Below are 16,646 nucleotides of genomic sequence, written 5' to 3'. Positions count from 1 at the left end.
CTCAGGCCGACAGCAGCGACCCGGTGCGGATCGGCGTCGCGCCGGCAATGCGCGCGACTTCCATTCCCGCGGTTGCGAAGCGCACGATCTGGCGCGCGTACAGCACGCCCGACACGCTGCTCTTCAGCGTGATCACGCGATCGGTCAGCGGATCGACGATGTCGGCTACTTCCTGGCCGGCCTCGATCCATGCGCCGACCGGCGTACGGAACACGATCACGCCGGACACCGGAGCAACGAGCGGATCGGTGCCCGCGAGCGGCGTGGCCGGGTGAGCCAGCGGCGGCAGCGGTGCCGGCGTGCCGTCGATGACGCCGCGCTCGGTCAGGTATTCGACGATCGCTTGCGAGTCCTTCTCGGCGAGTTCGTACGACACCTCGCGCTCGCTGCGCAGTTCGACCGTGACGGAAATCGCGCCGTTCGGGATCGGGAAGCGATCGCCGAACCGGCTGCGCAGATCCGACCAGCAGAAGCTGTGGATCTCGTCGAACGGATTGCCGACCGAATTCAGCGCGAGCAGCGAAGCCTGCGCATCCAGGTAGCGCGACAGCGGCTCGACGTCTTCCCACAGGTCGGGGTTCGTGTAGAGGTGCATCACCGCGTCGCTGTCGCAATGCAGGTCGAGCACGATGTCGGCGTCGAACGACAGCTTCTGCAGCGCGAGGCGCTGCGATTCGAGTTCGGTACGCGGCTTCTGCTCGTCGAGCGCCTCGCGCATCGCGGCGCGTACGGCGGCGAGGTTGCGCTGTGCGTCGTTCGTCAGGCGGCCTTCGATGCGCGGCAGCACGAGCGCCGCGAGATCGTGGAAATTGCGGTTGAAGTTCTGCATCGAGCCGAGCTCGAAGCGGCCGAGGTGGTCGCCGAACACGTGCTGCGACAGGCCGATCGGGTTCGGCACAGGGACGATGACCACTTCGCCGCGCAGCTTGCCGGCCGTCTCGAGCGCGGCGATCTTGCGGCGCAGCAGCGTGGCGACCAGCATGCCCGGCAGTTCGTCCGCGTGCAGCGACGACTGGATGTAGACCTTCTTGCCGCCGCGCGGGCCGTAGTGGAAGCTCGTGATCTGGCGTTCGGTGCCGACGGCGGGGGAAATCAGCGGATGGGTCTGCGTTTGCATGATGAGGGGAGGGCGGCGCAGCCGCGAGTGATCCGGTATGCGTGGAAGATCGATTGTACGTTGCCTTCCGCGAACCTATCAAACCACGCGCACGGTCTATCGTTTTCCTTTTCGAATCATCAGGTTGGCGCGTAAAAAATAACGTTCCCGCAGCCCCTCGGGCGGGCGTTTTCCGCAGCTTTGCGTCGCACGTACGCAAAAAAAACGGGCTCCTTGCGGAGCCCGTCTGCGCGGATGCGAAGCGCGCGTTGCGCGGCGTTACTTGCCGTACACGTCGAAATCGAAGTACTTCTTCGCGATCTTTTCGTACGTGCCGTCCTTGCGCATGCCGGCGATCGCGCCGTCGATCTTCGTCTTCAGGTCGGTGTCCTCCTTGCGCAGGCCGATGCCGGCGCCGTTGCCGAGCGTCTTCGGATCGTCGATGTCCTTGCCGGCGAAATCGAAGTTCGCGCCGCGCGGCGTCTTCAGGAAGCCGATTTCAGCCTGCACCGCATCCTGCAGCGCGCCGTCCAGACGGCCGGAGATCAGGTCGGCGTAGACCTGGTCCTGGTTCTGGTAAGGCACGACGTTCACGCCCTTCGGCGCCCAGTAGGTCTTTGCGTAGGTTTCCTGGATCGTGCCCTGCTCGACGCCGACCGACTTGCCCTTCAGCGATTCGGCCGTCGGCATCAGGCCCGTGCCCTTCTTCGTGACGAGGCGCGTCGGCGTGTTGAACAGCTTCGACGAGAACGCGATCTGTTCCTGGCGCGCCGGCGTCATCGACATCGACGACAGCACGCCGTCGAACTTGCGAGCCTTCAGTGCCGGGATCATCCCGTCGAAGTCGTTCTCGATCCACACGCACTTCGCGTTCATGCGGCGGCAGATCTCGTTGCCGAGATCGACGTCGAAGCCGACCACCTTGCCGCTCGCGTCTTTCGATTCAAAAGGCGGGTAGCTCGCGTCGACGCCGAAGCGCACGGTCGTCCAGTCCTTCGCGTAGGCAGTGCCGGCCGATACGGCGAGCAGGGCCACGGTCACAGCCGCAAGAATCTTTTTCACTCGGTGACTCCTCGTTTTGTTCGATGGGTGCGCGGTTGTGCCGCGCCGTAAGCTTTCGGTCCGGCGCGGCTTCGCGTCGGACTGTCCGTTTCGCCTGCCCGATGCGGGCGCGCGACGTGCGCAAGATTATCAAGACAAAATACCGGCAGGGCGCCTAGGACAAGCCCCGATACCGGACCCGACGGCCGCGCGTGCGCCGCGCGACCGTTTCAGACGAAGGAACGATTCAACCGAGCGTTTCGTTGACCGCGCGCTGCAGACAGGTGACGAATTGCGAGACGGCGGGCGTCGGCAGCAGGTCGCGGCGCGCGATGATCGACAGGTCGAAGCGCGGCATGCTTTCGTCGAGTTCGGCCGTGCGGATGCCGAGCGGCGCGACCATCGCGGCCAGCGGGCGCGTGAAGCAGCCGATCACGTCGGAGCGCGCGACGAGCCCGAGCGTCACCGCGAACGACATCGGCGAGCGCAGCAGGCGCTTCGGCAGCGGCAGCCCGCGCGCCTCGAACATCGCGATCATCACGCTGTGCGGGAACTGCTCGGCGCCGACCGTGACGATCCACTCGGCGTCGAGCAATTCCTCTAATCGGCGCGCGTGCGCGAGCGGATGGCCTTCGCGCATCACGACGGTGAACTCGGTCGACAGCAGCGGCACCTGCGTGAAATCGCGGTCGAGGGCGGGCACATGGTGCATTGCAGCGATGTCGAGCGTGCCGTTGCGCAGCTGCGCGAGCGCGTCGGGCACCGTCACTTCCTCGAGATGCAGGCTGACGTTCGGCATCGACCGGCGGAATGCGGTGACCGCATGCGGCAGCGCGGTCAGCGCGATCGACGGCATCGTGCCGACCGCGACACGCCCCGACATTTCCCCTTTCACCTGCTCGACGGCCTCGACGGTGCGGCGCATGTCGCCGAGCAGCTGCTCTGCGCGCGGCAGCAGCGCATGGCCGCACGCGGTCAGCTCGACGCCGCGCACGCTGCGCACGAGCAGTTCCGCGTTCAGCGCCGTCTCGAGTTCGCGGATCGTATGCGTGATCGCGGGCTGCGTGACGCCGAGTTCGCGCGCGGCGGCGCGCAGGCTCTTGTGATGCGCGGCGGAGACGAACGCCTGGAGCTGCGCGATGTTCAGGTGGTTTCGGATGCGGGTCATCGATCGGTTCGGATCTGGCGGCGGGCGGGGCGCCGGCGCGAAGATCGATAGGGTAGCGCGCCGCGACGGCGGACGCTGCACGCGCAGCAAAAGTGCCCGGCCGGGCGTAGGGGCCGATCGTCCCGGCGGCGGCGGCGTGCCGCCGTGTTCTCGGCGGAGTCGGGCTGCCGGCGCGCGCTGCTGCGTTGTGCCCCGACGTGCCGGCCGACCGACGATCTGCGTGCGGACGTACGCCGAACCGGTTGCGTGCGCAACCCGTAGCGTGCGCGCCATGTCGTGTCGTCCGCCGTCGATCCGCATGAAGTGACGATCATGCGTCGGGCGGCCGGCGCAGCGCCGACGGACGGTTCGTCGCACCCTGCCTTACCGACAAAAAAGGCCTGGAAACATGCGTTCCCAGGCCTGGAGACCATCAATGACGATGGTGGAGGAGACGTTGTCGTCCCGATGCGCGCCGCCCTTTTCGCCAGCGACGTCGCGCATGATCCTCGATCAGATCGCCCAGCCGCCGAGATAGAACGTGACGAGCACGGCCGCGATGAGCACGGTGCCGACGTTGAGCTTGCGGAATTCGCCGCTGGCGATGCGGCCGATCACGAGCGTCGAGAAGCCGAGCATGATGCCGGTCACGATGTTCGCGGTCAGCACGATGAACACCGCGCACACGAGGCCCGACATCGCGTCGACCATGTCGTCCATGTGCAGCTTGCTCACGCTGCCGAGCATCAGCAGGCCGACGTACATCAGCGCCGGTGCGGTGGCGTACGACGGCACGAGGCCCGCGAGCGGCGAGAAGAACATCACGACCAGGAACAGCAGGCCGACCACCGCGGCGGCGAGGCCCGTCTTCGCGCCGGCGGCCACGCCGACGCTCGACTCGATGTAGGCCGCCGCCGGCGCGCCGCCGAGGAAGCCGGAGAAGATCGAGCTGACCGAATCGGCGGTCAGCGCGCGGCCGCCGTTGATGATGCGGCCGTTCTCGTCGAGCTGGCCCGCCTGGCCGGCGACGGCGCGGATCGTGCCGGTCGCGTCGAACACGGCGGTCATCACGAGCGCCAGCACGCTCGGCAGCACGGCCATCGACAGCGCACCCTTGATGTCCATTGCGCCGATCAGCGATGCATGGCCCGGCGCGCTCAGCGACGGCAGCGCGAAGATGCCGCGGTATTTCACGGCCGGATCGAACGCGAGGCCGATCAGCGAGATCGCGACCACGACGAGCAGGATGCCGCCCGGCACGCGACGCTTCTCGAGCCCGAAGATCGCGGCGAGGCCGACGACCGACATGATGACCGGGAACGCGGTGATCTGGCCCAGCGAGACCGGCAGGCCGGCGCCCGGGTTCTTGATCACGAGGCCGACGTCGTTCGACGCGATCAACAGCAGGAACAGGCCGATGCCGATCCCGGTGCCGTGCGCGACGCCCGCGGGCAGGTTGCGCAGGATCCACGAGCGCACGCCGGTGACCGAGATACCCGTGAACACGAGGCCCATCAGGAACACGGCGCCGAGCGCGACGGTCGGTTGCAGGCCCTTGCCGAGCACGAGGCCGAACGCGGTGAACGCCGTCAGCGAAATCGCGCAGCCGATCGCGATCGGCAGCTTCGCCCACAGGCCCATCAGCAGCGAACCGAAGGCCGTGGTGAGGCAGACCGCGACGAACACGGCACTCGTGTCGAAGCCGGCCTTGCCGAACATGCCGGGCACGACGAACACGGAATAGACCATCGCGAGGAAGGTGGTCACGCCCGCGACGATCTCGCGGCGCTGCGTGCTGCCGCGCGACGAAATGCCGAAGTACCGGTCGATGACTCCCGTGGTGCCGAGGTCCGTTTCTTCCGCGCCGACGCCGACCGTCGGCTGCACCGGGGTATCACTCATGAGCTTGCTCCTTTATCAGCATGCTGAAACGGCCTGTAGCGGACCGTCGTCAGGGTGTCTCGTATCTGGTTGAAATAATCGGCAACGTCGTGGGGACGCATGACGCGTGATTCGTGTCGTCGTACGCGCGCCGAAGGACGCGAGGGTGTCGCGTCGTACGACGCGTGGTGTGGTCGACCCCGTCACGTGTGCTTTGCCGTAGCGAAGGTTAGGCGAACGGCTCATCACGTCCCATTGGGGGAAGAGCATGCAGCGCATGTCGCAGCGCTTATATCGGCGTGCAACGGGGCTTCGTCGTCGCGGAACGCGTGTATACGCCTAGTTCGAATCCGTTAAGGCGATTATTTGAATGCGGGGTTGGCGGGCAGGGCGGGGCGGGGTGATGCATTGAAGCTTACTGATGTCTTTCGTCGGGGCCGCGCAGGCGCGTGAGAACGGCCGCGCGTGACGCGATGCGCCGCCGCGCGCAACCTGCATCCGGATGATACCGGTGCCGCGCGCGTGCTGCGCGAGATGCGCGCAGAACATGTCGGCCACCGCGCTCGAGTACGCGTCGATTTCCGCAGACGTGCGTTCGGTTTCCGAAAACGCCTTCGAAGCGTCGAAGGTCGCGCGGGCGCATGCCAATCTGGAGGCGGCCGGGCTGGCCGATCTGGTGGAGATCCGCGTAGGCGAGGCGTTGCACACGCTGACCGGCGATCTGCCGGATACGGTCGACCTGCTGCTGCTCGACGGCGCGAAGGCACTGTATCCGGAGATCCTCGCGCGGGTCGAGCCGCGGCTGCGGCCCGGCGCGTTTGTCGTCGCCGACAACGCGGAAGTCAGCCCCGACCACCTTGCTTACGTGCGTGCGCCGCGCAACGGCTACCTGTCGGTGCCGTTCGGCGGCGATGTCGAGCTGTCGATGCGGATCGGCTGAGCCTGCGAAACGCATTGAACGTGCGGCGCCCGCTGCGGGCGCACCGATCCGTGCCGCCGATCGAACCGGCGGCAACGGGGTTACAGGCGGTAGCCGCCGCTCGCGTCGATGACCTGGCCGGTCGTCCATTGCGACGCCGGGCTCGCGAGGAAGCCGATCACGCCCGCGATGTCTTCCGGCGTGCCGACGCGGCCGAGCGGGCTGGCCGACGTCATCGTCGCGCGGCCGTCGTCGGTGCGCAGCCAGCTCGCGTTCATGTCGGTATCGACCGGGCCGGGCGCGACGGCATTGACGACGATGCCGCGCGGGCCGAGCTCGACGGCCCAGTGACGCGTCAGCGTATCGACGGCCGCCTTCGAGGCGGCATACGCGGAAATCGCGCTGAAATTGCCCCCGGCTTCGAACACGCGGCTCGACAGCACGCTCGACAGATTCACGATCCGGCCACCGCGCGGCATGCGCTTCACGGCCTGCTGCGTTGCGAAGAACACGGCTTTCACGTTCAGCGTGAACTGACGGTCGAACAGTTCGACCGACGTGTCGTCCAGCGTGCCGCCGTCGGCGACGCCGGCGTTGTTGACGAGGACGTCGAGCGTGGCCGGCAGGTTTTGTTCCGCGACGGCGCGGTCGAACGCGTCGAACAGCGTGGCGACGCCGTCCGGCGCGTCGAGGTCGGCCTGGATCGCGAAGCCGCGGCCGCCGAGCTCGCGGATGCCGGCGAGCGTCTGCTCTGCCGCCGCGCGGTCGGCGCGATAGTGAACCGCGACGATGTAGCCCTGTCGCGCCAGTTCGTACGATGTTGCGCGACCGATGCCGCGCGAGCCGCCGGTGACGAGGGCGAGTTTCGATGCTTGCGTGCTCATGCTCTGTTCCTGAAAAAAAGGGCGGTGCCACCGACCGAGGCCGGCGGCGCCGGAAAGGGAAACCGTTGCTGCGGGCCGTTCGCCGGGCACGTTGCAGGATGCGGGCGCGATGGCGTGTCGTTCGTGGTCGGCCATGGCCGCGCGTCGCCGCAACCGGCGGCGCCGCGCGAACCAACCGGACCTGCGTGCCGGATACCGCGGGTTACCGCACGATGCGTGTGGCCGGCACGGGCATCGTGCGGCTCGGGTTCACGCTCAGGCCGCGCCGGCCGGCGTCGGTGCGTGTTCCGCGATCAGGCGTTCGGCCTTCAGTGCGTCCCACAGGCCGGCCGGAATCGGCGACGACGCGAGCCGCAGGTTCTCGTCGATGCGATCGGGCCGGCTCGCGCCGGGGATCACGGCCGCGACGGCCGGATGCGCGAGCGAGAACTGCAGCGCCACCGCACGAACATCGACGCCGAACTGCTCGGTGAGCTGCCTGAGGCGTGCAACTCGATCGAGCATTTCCTGCGTTGCAGGTTGATATTCGAAGTGGGTGCCGCCGGCGAGCACGCCGGAGTTGTACGGTCCGCCAACGATGATGCCGAGCCCGCGCGCGACACTTTCCGGCATCAGCCGTTCGAGCGCGTCCGCATGGTCGAGCAGCGTGTAGCGGCCGGCGAGCAGGAAACCGTCCGGGTCCGAACGTTCGAGCGCGAGCTCGCACGGTTCGATCCGGTTCACGCCGAGGCCCCAGCCCTTGATGACTTTCTCGTCGCGCAGCCGCGTGAGCGCCTTGGCCGCGCCCGACATCGCGACGTCGAACACGTCGAGCCAGCGCTCGCCGTGGAAGTCGATTGCCGGATCGTGGATCCACACGGTGTCGAGGCGGTCGGTGCGCAGTCGCTCGAGGCTCGCTTCGATCGAGCGCAGCGTGCCGTCTTCCGTGTAGTCGTAGACGATCTTGTTTGGCCGGCCGTGGCGGAATAGCCCACCCTTCTCGCCGAGATCGCGTTGCGATGCATCCTCGTGCTCGTCGAGCACGAGTCGGCCGACCTTTGTGCCGAGCGAGTATTCGTCGCGCGGGCGTCCAGCGAGTGCTTCGCCGAGGCGCAACTCCGCGAGGCCCGCACCGTACAGCGGCGCGGCGTCGAAGTAGCGGATGCCGCTATTCCAGGCCGCGTCGACCGTGGCGAGTGCTTCTTCGTTCGGGATGTCCCGATACATGTTGCCCAGCGGCGCTGTGCCGAAACCCAGGCGGGAAGGGAGCGTGATTCTCATGTGAATTCTCCGGCAACCGGTAGACGAACGGCCCGCGGGATCAGCGGATCGCGACCGGGTTGATGTTGACCTGCGTGGAGCCGACGTACAGCGGCTGGCCGAGCACGAACAGGAATTCCCACGCCTTGTCGCGCACCAGCGCGCGGCTGTCGATCAGCTCCAGGTTGTAGATGCCGCGCTTCGCGAGCATGTACTGGTTGATCGGGAATTCGTCCTTCGTGTGCGGATTCGGATAGACCTCGGACGCCCATGTGTCGCCGCCGAACGCGACGATGCCCTGATCGGCGAGCCACTTCGCGGCTTCCATGCCGATGCCCGGCTCGACGTCGAGGAACTGCTTGTTGTCCTTGCCGATCAGTTCGAGCCAGCCGGTGTTGAACAGCACCACGTCGCCCTTGCGCAGCGTCAGGCCCTGCTTCTTCAGCACGGCCTGGATGTCCGCGACCGTGAACTCGGTGCCGCCCGGCACGATCGGCTTGCCGTAGTAAGCGGTCATGTCGAGCACGACGCCGCGCGTGACGATCGGCGGCACCTTCTCGACGCCGAGCTTCTTCACACCGTCGACGGTCACGAAATCGGCCGCCTTGTTGCCGTTGTAGTAGACGTTGTCGATGCCGATGTGGCCGATGCCGTTGAGCTGCGTGCCGACGCCCGTCCATGCGTTGACGAGTTCGTCGTTGAACGTGAACTTGTTCGGGCCAAGGCTCTTGCCGGCCTGCTGGCCGACCTGCACGTTGTACAGCCGGAAGCTGCGATGGCGGAACGCCGGCAGGTCCTTGTCGACCGGCACGGCCAGCGGATAGGTCTTGCCGGCCTTCACGAGGCCGACCGCCTGCCTGATCACGTCGGGCGTCAGCAGGTTGGCCGCGCCGATCTCGTCGTTCGCGCCATACGCGGACGGATACCAGTCGGCCGCAGGGGCGGCCGGTGCGGCGTGCGCCGTCTGGGCAACCGTGAACGGCAGGATCGCGGCGAGCGCGAGCCGGGCGAGCATTGCTTTCATTCCGGACTCCCGTGGGTGGGTCAGGCCGCGGCTTGCGCGAGCGTCGGATAGTCGGTCAGGCCTGCTGCGCCGCCGCCGAACAGCGTGTTGCGATCGTGCGGCGCGAGCGCGGCGCCGGTGCGCAGGCGCTCGGGCAGGTCGGGGTTCGCGACGAACGGGCGGCCGAATGCGACGAGGTCGGCCCAGCCGGCGGCGATCGCTTCGCGGGCGCGCTCGGCGGTATACGCACCGGCGTAGATCAGCACGCCGGGGTACGCGGCGCGCAGTTGTCGCTTGAATTCGACCGGCATCAGCGGCGCGTCGTCCCAGTCGGCTTCCGCGATGTGCAGGTAGCCGACGCCGAGTTCGCCGAGCAGCTTCGCGGCGGCGAGGTAGGTCGTTTCCGGATCGTCGTCGACGCAGCCGTTCAGCGTGGTCAGCGGTGCCAGGCGGATGCCGACGCGCGATGCGTCGCCGGTGCCTTCGATCAGCGCCTGCGCGACTTCGCGCAGGAAGCGCAGCCGGTTTTCGAGCGAGCCGCCGTACGCGTCGGTGCGCGTGTTCGCGTTCGAGTCGATGAACTGGTTCACGAGGTAGCCGTTCGCGCCGTGCAGCTCGACGCCGTCGAAGCCGGCTTCGATCGCGTGGCGGGCGGCGGCGCGGTATTGATCGACGACCTCGCGGATTTCGTCGACGGACAGCGCGCGCGGCTCGGACGCCTGCACGAAGCCCGGTGTGCTGCCGTCTTCACCGGCGATGAACACGTTGACGCCCTTCGCCTGGATCGGCGACGACGACACGGGCTGCCGGCCGCCGAGCAGGCTCGTGTGGCTCAGCCGGCCGACGTGCCAGAGCTGCGCGAAGATGCGGCCGTGTGCTGCATGCACGGCGTCCGTCACCTTGCGCCAGCCGGCGACCTGCGACGGCGTATGAATGCCGGGCGTCCATGCGTAGCCCTTGCCGAGCGGCGCGATGTAGGTGCCTTCGCTGACGATCAGGCCGGCGCTCGCGCGCTGTGCGTAATACGCGGCCATCAGTTCGTTGGCTTCGTCGCCGGGCTGGCTGGCGCGCGAGCGCGTCATCGGCGGCATCACGATGCGGTTCGGCAGCGTCAGCGCGCCGAATTGCAGCGGTTGGAAAAGCGGGTCCTGGGTCATGGTGGTGTCCTGTCGGTGCCGCGGCTGTCGGGCCGCGGCGAATCGGATAGCGAAGGGCGGGCGGTGCGTTCAGTCCCACTTCGGCGCGAGGCCGGCCGGGTCGACTTCGCGGCCGTTGCGCTCGAGCGCGGCGATCTGCGCCATGTCTTCGTCGGTGAGGCGCAGCGTCTGCGCGAGCAGGTTGCTCGCGAGGTTTTCGCGCTTGGTCGACGACGGAATCACCGAATAGCCGAGCTTCAGCGCCCACGCGAGCGCGACTTGCGCCGGCGTCGCGTGGTGACGTTGCGCGATCGCGCCGATCACCGGGTCGCCGAGCACCTTGCCGTACGCGAGCGTCATGTACGACGTCACGTGGATGCCTTCGCTGTTCAGGAAGTCGACCAGCTTGCGGTTCTGCAGGTACGGGCTCAGTTCGATCTGGTTCGTCGCGATTGCATCCTTGCCGACGGCCGCGATCGCTTCCTTCGTCAGTTCGATGTTGAAGTTCGAGATGCCGATCTGGCGCGTGAGGCCCTTCGCCTGCGCGTCGGCCAGCGCGGTCATGAACGCCCGGATCGACACGCCGTTGTCCGGCGCCGGCCAGTGGATCAGCGTCAGGTCGACGGTGTCGGTGCGCAGCTTGCGCAGGCTTTCCTCGAGGCTCGCGACCAGCTTGTCCGGCGCGTAGTTGTCGACCCAGATCTTCGTCGTGAGGAACAGGTCTTCGCGGCGCACGCCCGATGCGGCGATTGCTTCGCCGACTTCGGCTTCGTTGCCGTAGATCTGCGCGGTGTCGATCGCGCGGTAGCCGACTTCGAGGCCGTTGCGGACCGAGTCGATGACGACCTGGCCCTGCAGGCGGAACGTGCCGAGGCCGAATGCGGGAATGTTGCTCATCGTGGGCTCCTGGGAGAGGGGAACGGTTGCGGTATGGAGGTCATTCTGGCGCTCGAGACTGATGAGATAAACGCCGTTAGAGGTCAAAAATATTTGATTAAAATTCAAATATGCGTCGTGAATCCGGCCGGCTGCCGGCATGCCGGTCTCAGGCGGTGCCCGTTCGCGCGTTCGTGCCCGCGGCGGCGTTCGCGTGGAACACCGGCAGCACGTCCGCGGCGATCTCCGACATCGTCTCGTCGAGCGGGCGGCGGTTGCGGCGGAAATGCAGGCCGATGTGCTGCACGCCCGCGTCGCGCATCGCCGCGAGTTCTTCCGTCAGCGCGATGCGTCCGGCGCGGGCGCCGAAGCGGTGCCGCTGCAGCGGTTCGTGCGGGTCTTCCGCGAGGTCGAGGTGGATGAAGCTCACGTACGGCTTGTTGCCGGCCACCGCGCGCCAGTTCGCGGCGCGCTGCAGGTGATCGGCCGGCGCGCCCGGATAGGCGAGGCAGCCGTCCATGTGTTCGCCGATCCATGCGGGCGTTTGCTGCGCGAGACCCGCGACGAGCAGCGGCACCGGCGAGCGTGCGGCGGGCAGCACTTCCAGGCCGGGCGGCAGGTGCCCGCGCGCGCCGTCGCGCAGCAGCGCGATCTGGTCGCGGAAATTCGCGCCGCGCGATGCGAAGTCGCGGCCGAACAGCGGATATTCGACCGGCCGGTCGCCGCTCGCGACGCCGAGCAGCAGGCGGCCGCCGCTCAGTTCCTGGATCGTCGCGGCCGATTTCAGCGTCAGCAGCGGTTCGCGCAGCGGCAGTACGACGGCCGCCGTGCCGAGCAGGATGTCGTTCGTGATGCCGGCGAGGTAACCGAGATACGAGAACGTCTCGAACACCTGCGCGGCATCGCCGAACGACGGGTCGTACACCGGCACGTCGCGTACCCAGAGCGCGCGAAAGCCGAGCGTATCGGCCAGTCGCGCGAGTTCCGCATGGCTTTCCAGGTCGGGCACGCCGGGGCGGCGGCCGTCATGCTGGCGCTTCGCGTCACCGGCCGGCGACCAGTCGTTGTCGAGCGGCAGCTCGATGCCGATGCTGAAGCCGCCGTCGGCGAGCCTGTCGAGTGAAGTGGACATGATCGGGCGCCTCCGTTCAGACCGCGCGCAGGCTGCCTTCGAGCCGGTAGAAATCGAGCGACGCCGCGGTGAAGAACGAGCGCGACGTGCCGGTGGCGAAATCGTCGATGTGCACGACCGTCGCGCGGTCGGCTTCCTGCCACGAGATCGCGTAGGTTTCGCCGGCGACGTGCTGCCACGTGTACGAGACTTCGCCCTTCGCGCCGGCGTATGCGCCTTCGGTGATCTCGTAGCGCATGTGGAGGCCGTCCTCGTCATACGCGTTGAGGGCGGCCAGGCCGTCGTAACGGACTTCGAAAGTCTTGCCGGCGAACGGCGGACGTTGGGTCGATGCGTTCATGCTGATGGGCTCCTGCGAGAAAGTGACGCTCAATGTGCGAGTTCGACGGGTTCGGCCGTGCGTTCCGGCAAGCCTTCGCTGCGGTCCAGACGGCCGCTCAGCGCGGTCAGCGCGAACGCGCCGAGCGTGACGACGGCGGCGATCCACGGCGTATGGCCGAGGCCGACGTTCGCGACGATCAGGCCGCCGAGCGACGAGCCGCCGGCGACGCCGAGGTTGAATGCGGCGATGTTGAAGCCCGACGCGACGTCGGTGGCGTCCGGCGCGAAGTGGCGCGCCTGCTTGACGACGTACACCTGCAGGCCGGGCACGTTGCCGAAGGCGACGGCGCCCCATGCGAGCATCGTCAGCACCGCGAGCCACTTCACGTGCACCGTGAAGGTCAGCGCGAGCAGCACGATCGCGAGCAGCAGGAAGATCCGCTTGAGCGCCTTGATCGGGCCGACGCTGTCGGCGAGCTTGCCGCCCCACACGTTGCCGAACGCGACCGACACGCCGTAGCCGACGAGCACGAGGCTGACCTGCGACGGCGTGAAGCCGGCGATCTGCTCGAGCAGCGGCGCCATGTAGGTGAACGCGATCAGCGAGCCGCCATAGCCGACCGCCGTCATCGCGTAGACGAGGAGCAGGCGCGGCTGGGCCAGTACGCGGAACTGACGGGCGAGCGGTGCCGGCGGTGTCTGCGGAAGGCCGCGCGGCACGAACGCCACTGCGCCGAGGAACGCGATGAGACCGAACAGCGCGACGATCAGGAACGTCGCGCGCCAGCCGAAGTGCTGGCCGATGAAGGTGCCGAGCGGAATGCCGGCGACGAACGCGACGGTCATCCCGCTGAACATCGTCGCGATCGCGCTGGCGGCCTTGTCCTTCGGCACGAGCGTGGTCGCGATGATCGAGCCGACGGAGAAGAACACGCCGTGCGCGAGGCCGGTGAGGATGCGCGCGACGATCAGCGATTCGTAGCTCGGCGCCTGCCAGGCCACGAGGTTGCCGACGGTGAACAGCGCCATCAGTGCGGCGAGCAGCGTCTTGCGCGGCACGCGGCCGGTGAGCGCGGTCAGGAGCGGCGCGCCGATCGCGACGCTCAGTGCGTAGAGGCTGACGAGCAGGCCGGCCGACGGCAGGCTGACGCCGAGATCGGCGCCGATCGTCGGGATCAGCCCGACGATCACGAATTCGGTCGTGCCGATGGCAAAGGCGCTGATGGTCAGCGCCAGCAGGGCGAGTGGCATGATGGGATCCGGGTTCCAGTTAGGATGGATCGCAGTGTGCCGGCTTTACTTTTGCGGAAAAACGGGTCTATAAATCAAATTGTTTTGATTTGAAGTCAACAATGACGCGATGAAGATCACGCTTGACGAACTCCAGGCCTTTGCCGCCGTGGTCGACTCCGGTTCGATCACCGCTGCCGCGCAGCAGCTCGACCTCACCGTGTCGGCCACGAGCCGCACGCTCGCGCGGCTCGAGGAGAAGCTGAAGACCACGCTGCTGCGCCGGACCACGCGCCGGCTCGAACTGACCGAGGAAGGGCGTGCGTTCCTGCAGGACGCGCGCGCGATCATCGAGTCGGTCGAGAACGCCGAGGAGCAGATGCTCGCGCGGCGCGAGATGCCGTCGGGGCGGCTGCGTGTCGATGCCGCGACGCCGTTCATGCTGCACGTGATCGTGCCGCTCGTGCGCGGCTACCGCGAACGGTTCCCGAAGGTCGACCTGGAACTGAACAGCAACGAGGGGATCATCGATCTGCTCGAGCGGCGTACCGACGTCGCGATCCGCATCGGCCGGCTCAAGGATTCGACGCTGCACAGCCGGCGGATCGGCAACAGCCGGCTGCGCATGCTCGCGAGCCCCGCGTATATCGAAGCGCACGGCCAGCCGCGCAAGGTCGAGGATCTCGACAGGCACACGCTGCTGGGCTTCACGCAGCCCGAATCGCTGAACGTCTGGCCGATCCTCGGCACGGACGGCGAGCCGTGCCGCATCGAGCCCGGCATCTGGTCGTCGAGCGGCGAGACGCTGCGGCAGCTCGCGCTGGAGGGGGCGGGGGTCGTATGCCTGTCGGATTTCATGACCGCGCAGGATCGCGAGGCCGGTCGGCTCGTGCAGGTGCTCGCGCGGCAGACGCTCGACGTCGAACAGCCGATCAACGCGGTGTATTACCGGAACACCGCGATTTCGTCGCGAATCGCGTCGTTCGTCGATTACATGATCGAGGTGCTGGGTGGCGGGAGCGGCGGTAGCGGTGCACCGGCGCGGCGCAAGGCGGCGTGGATGGGGCCGCTGTAACGGCGGAGTGCCGGGATCGGCGGCCGGCGACCGGCAGCGGGCGACCGGCAGCGGGCGACGGGTGGCGGGCACCCGATCAGGCGCCCGGTGTGATCCGGCATGCCGCCCGGCGCTTGCGCCGCGGGCATACCGCCGTGTCGTGATTACGCTTCCTCGGACCACGACATGTTGTCGCGCGCCAGCAGCGCCGACGATGCCGCCGGCCCGAACGTGCCGGCCGTATAGAGGCGCGGACGGTCGCCGAGCTGCTTCCAGCCGTCGAGGATCGGCTCGACCCACGACCACGCGGCTTCGAGTTCGTCGCGGCGCATGAAGTGGGTGAGACGCCCGCGGATCACGTCGATCAGCAGCCGCTCGTACGCTTCCGCGCGCCGTTCCGGAATCGCCTGCTGCAGGTCGAGGTTCAGGCTCACGGGCACCATCTTCATTCCGCTGCCCGGCTCTTTCGCGAGCATCTGCAGCTGGATCGATTCTTCCGGCTGGAGCTGGATCACGAGGCGGTTGCTGTAGTGGCGCGGGCCGCTCGGGATGATCGAGAACGGCATGTCCGCGAACTCGATCACGATTTCCGATTGGCGGCGCTGCAGCCGCTTGCCGGTGCGCAGGAAGAACGGCACGTTCGCCCAGCGCCAGTTGTTGATGTGCGTGCGCAGCGCGACGAAGGTTTCCGCGTGGCTGTCCGCCGGCACGTTGTCTTCCTCGAGATAGCCCTTGACCGGCTGGCCGTCGACCGCGCCGGCCGTGTACTGGCCGCGCACCGTGTCGCGCGCGACGTCCGACAGCGCCATCGGCCGCAGCGAGCGCAGCACCTTCAGTTTTTCGTCGCGCACCGCGTCCGGGTCGAGCGACACCGGCGGCTCCATCGCGACGATGCACAGCAGTTGCAGCAGGTGGTTCTGCACCATGTCGCGCAACGCGCCGGTATGGTCGTAGAAGCCCGCGCGGCTGCCGACGCCGACCGTCTCCGCCACCGTGATCTGCACGCTGCGGATGCTCGGCGCCTGCCACAGCGGCCCGAAGATCGGGTTGCCGAAACGCAGCACCATCAGGTTCTGCACGGTTTCCTTGCCGAGGTAATGGTCGATCCGGTAGATCTGCGATTCCGCGAAATGCTTGCCGACCGCATTGTTGATCGCCTTCGCCGACGCGAGATCGTGGCCGAGCGGCTTTTCGAGGACGACGCGCGAGCGCGCATCGACGAGGTGCGCGGCCGACAGGTTGTCGCAGATCGTCGTGAACAGCTCCGGCGACGTCGACAGGTAGAACACGTGGATCGCGTCGCTGCGCGCCGCTTCGGCGAGCCGCGCATAGTCTTCCGGCGCGTTCACGTCGATCAGCACGTACTTGAACAGGTCGAGGAAGCGGGCCCACGCATCGGCGTTGAACGCCTTCTCGTCGATGAACGGGCGCGACTGCTCGTCCATGAACTTGCGGTAGCCGTCGATGCCCCAGTCGCGGCGGCCCACCGCGATGATGCGCGTCTGGGGCGGCAGGTTGCAGTGCAGGTGCGCCATGTAGAGTGCGGGCAACAGCTTGCGGGCGGCCAGGTCGCCGCCGCCGCCGAAGATGATCATGTCGACGGGCTGGTCGGCTTCGGTCTGGTTGGGCTGATTCGTCATGAGTGGTTCGCGGTCTGAAACGGGTGAGCGTGGAACGAACGTCGAAG

The 16,646-nt window shown here is 67.6% G+C and carries 14 protein-coding genes and 1 pseudogene; 2 read left to right on the top strand and 13 right to left on the bottom strand.

The window, feature by feature from the left end; genetic code table 11:
• Position 1 precedes the first annotated feature (1 nt).
• The 4 genes from AC1Z3W_RS00470 to AC1Z3W_RS00455 all read right to left on the bottom strand — a co-directional run bounded on the left by AC1Z3W_RS00470 (position 2) and on the right by AC1Z3W_RS00455 (position 5,186).
• Positions 2-1,117 (bottom strand): succinylglutamate desuccinylase/aspartoacylase family protein, encoded by a 1,116-nt coding sequence (locus AC1Z3W_RS00470; protein ID WP_057925642.1) that lies wholly within the window; start codon positions 1,115-1,117, stop codon positions 2-4.
• Positions 1,118-1,375: 258 nt separating this feature from the next.
• A complete protein-coding gene (locus AC1Z3W_RS00465) occupies positions 1,376-2,158 on the bottom strand; it encodes an ABC transporter substrate-binding protein (RefSeq protein WP_057925643.1) in 783 nt (260 codons plus the stop codon).
• A 226-nt stretch (positions 2,159-2,384) separates the two neighbouring features.
• The gene (locus AC1Z3W_RS00460; protein WP_057925644.1) at positions 2,385-3,305 is read right to left on the bottom strand and encodes a LysR substrate-binding domain-containing protein; all 921 of its coding nucleotides are present in this window, start codon (positions 3,303-3,305) and stop codon (positions 2,385-2,387) included.
• A gap of 492 nt (positions 3,306-3,797) precedes the next feature.
• Entirely contained in the window at positions 3,798-5,186 is a 1,389-nt protein-coding gene (locus tag AC1Z3W_RS00455; RefSeq protein ID WP_057925645.1) for an NCS2 family permease, read from the bottom strand.
• A gap of 592 nt (positions 5,187-5,778) precedes the next feature.
• Here AC1Z3W_RS00455 and AC1Z3W_RS00450 point away from each other — a divergent pair.
• Positions 5,779-6,105 (top strand): annotated as a pseudogene (locus AC1Z3W_RS00450) (O-methyltransferase); the annotation flags it as partial.
• 80 nt (positions 6,106-6,185) lie between these two features.
• Here AC1Z3W_RS00450 and AC1Z3W_RS00445 read toward each other — a convergent pair.
• From AC1Z3W_RS00445 to AC1Z3W_RS00410, 8 genes are all read right to left on the bottom strand, one after another.
• Positions 6,186-6,968, bottom strand: a complete 783-nt coding sequence (locus tag AC1Z3W_RS00445; protein WP_057925646.1) for an SDR family oxidoreductase — start codon at positions 6,966-6,968, stop codon at positions 6,186-6,188.
• A gap of 255 nt (positions 6,969-7,223) precedes the next feature.
• Complete coding sequence (locus AC1Z3W_RS00440) at positions 7,224-8,228, bottom strand: aldo/keto reductase (protein ID WP_483506617.1); 1,005 nt, start codon at positions 8,226-8,228, stop codon at positions 7,224-7,226.
• A 40-nt stretch (positions 8,229-8,268) separates the two neighbouring features.
• Positions 8,269-9,231, bottom strand: coding sequence for a cyclase family protein (locus AC1Z3W_RS00435; RefSeq protein WP_483506615.1), 963 nt, complete (start codon positions 9,229-9,231; stop codon positions 8,269-8,271).
• Positions 9,232-9,251: 20 nt separating this feature from the next.
• Positions 9,252-10,367 carry an alkene reductase gene (locus tag AC1Z3W_RS00430; protein ID WP_124832671.1) on the bottom strand — a complete coding sequence of 372 codons (1,116 nt, stop codon included), beginning with the start codon at positions 10,365-10,367 and terminating at the stop codon, positions 9,252-9,254.
• Positions 10,368-10,436: 69 nt separating this feature from the next.
• Entirely contained in the window at positions 10,437-11,243 is an 807-nt protein-coding gene (gene dkgB, locus AC1Z3W_RS00425; RefSeq protein ID WP_483506614.1) for a 2,5-didehydrogluconate reductase DkgB, read from the bottom strand.
• Between the two features lie 148 nt (positions 11,244-11,391).
• A complete protein-coding gene (locus AC1Z3W_RS00420) occupies positions 11,392-12,354 on the bottom strand; it encodes an LLM class oxidoreductase (protein WP_483506612.1) in 963 nt (320 codons plus the stop codon).
• Between the two features lie 16 nt (positions 12,355-12,370).
• The gene (locus tag AC1Z3W_RS00415) at positions 12,371-12,694 is read right to left on the bottom strand and encodes a MoaF-related domain-containing protein (RefSeq protein ID WP_483506610.1); all 324 of its coding nucleotides are present in this window, start codon (positions 12,692-12,694) and stop codon (positions 12,371-12,373) included.
• 29 nt (positions 12,695-12,723) lie between these two features.
• Positions 12,724-13,926 (bottom strand): MFS transporter, encoded by a 1,203-nt coding sequence (locus AC1Z3W_RS00410; RefSeq protein ID WP_057925653.1) that lies wholly within the window; start codon positions 13,924-13,926, stop codon positions 12,724-12,726.
• 109 nt (positions 13,927-14,035) lie between these two features.
• Here AC1Z3W_RS00410 and AC1Z3W_RS00405 point away from each other — a divergent pair, with 109 nt between their 5' ends.
• The gene (locus AC1Z3W_RS00405; RefSeq protein WP_057925654.1) at positions 14,036-14,980 is read left to right on the top strand and encodes a LysR substrate-binding domain-containing protein; all 945 of its coding nucleotides are present in this window, start codon (positions 14,036-14,038) and stop codon (positions 14,978-14,980) included.
• Between the two features lie 143 nt (positions 14,981-15,123).
• Here AC1Z3W_RS00405 and zwf read toward each other — a convergent pair whose 3' ends face one another.
• On the bottom strand, positions 15,124-16,599 hold the full coding sequence (gene zwf, locus AC1Z3W_RS00400; protein ID WP_124832676.1) for a glucose-6-phosphate dehydrogenase: 1,476 nt from the start codon (positions 16,597-16,599) through the stop codon (positions 15,124-15,126).
• Positions 16,600-16,646 lie beyond the last annotated feature (47 nt).

This window comes from Burkholderia sp. 10_S31, assembly GCF_056930375.1.
This window is presented reverse-complemented; position numbering and strand designations above follow the sequence as displayed.

Bases quoted from the DNA above. Each gene is read 5' to 3' on its own strand.
- AC1Z3W_RS00410 (WP_057925653.1), bottom strand. From the start codon at position 13,926: ATGCCACTCGCCCTGCTGGCGCTGACCATCAGCGCCTTTGCCATCGGC.
- zwf (WP_124832676.1), bottom strand. From the start codon at position 16,599: ATGACGAATCAGCCCAACCAGACCGAAGCCGACCAGCCCGTCGACATG.
- AC1Z3W_RS00440 (WP_483506617.1), bottom strand. From the start codon at position 8,228: ATGAGAATCACGCTCCCTTCCCGCCTGGGTTTCGGCACAGCGCCGCTG.
- dkgB (WP_483506614.1), bottom strand. From the start codon at position 11,243: ATGAGCAACATTCCCGCATTCGGCCTCGGCACGTTCCGCCTGCAGGGC.
- AC1Z3W_RS00415 (WP_483506610.1), bottom strand. From the start codon at position 12,694: ATGAACGCATCGACCCAACGTCCGCCGTTCGCCGGCAAGACTTTCGAA.
- AC1Z3W_RS00420 (WP_483506612.1), bottom strand. From the start codon at position 12,354: ATGTCCACTTCACTCGACAGGCTCGCCGACGGCGGCTTCAGCATCGGC.
- AC1Z3W_RS00445 (WP_057925646.1), bottom strand. From the start codon at position 6,968: ATGAGCACGCAAGCATCGAAACTCGCCCTCGTCACCGGCGGCTCGCGC.
- AC1Z3W_RS00430 (WP_124832671.1), bottom strand. From the start codon at position 10,367: ATGACCCAGGACCCGCTTTTCCAACCGCTGCAATTCGGCGCGCTGACG.
- AC1Z3W_RS00460 (WP_057925644.1), bottom strand. From the start codon at position 3,305: ATGACCCGCATCCGAAACCACCTGAACATCGCGCAGCTCCAGGCGTTC.
- AC1Z3W_RS00405 (WP_057925654.1), top strand. From the start codon at position 14,036: ATGAAGATCACGCTTGACGAACTCCAGGCCTTTGCCGCCGTGGTCGAC.
- AC1Z3W_RS00455 (WP_057925645.1), bottom strand. From the start codon at position 5,186: ATGAGTGATACCCCGGTGCAGCCGACGGTCGGCGTCGGCGCGGAAGAA.
- AC1Z3W_RS00435 (WP_483506615.1), bottom strand. From the start codon at position 9,231: ATGAAAGCAATGCTCGCCCGGCTCGCGCTCGCCGCGATCCTGCCGTTC.
- AC1Z3W_RS00470 (WP_057925642.1), bottom strand. From the start codon at position 1,117: ATGCAAACGCAGACCCATCCGCTGATTTCCCCCGCCGTCGGCACCGAA.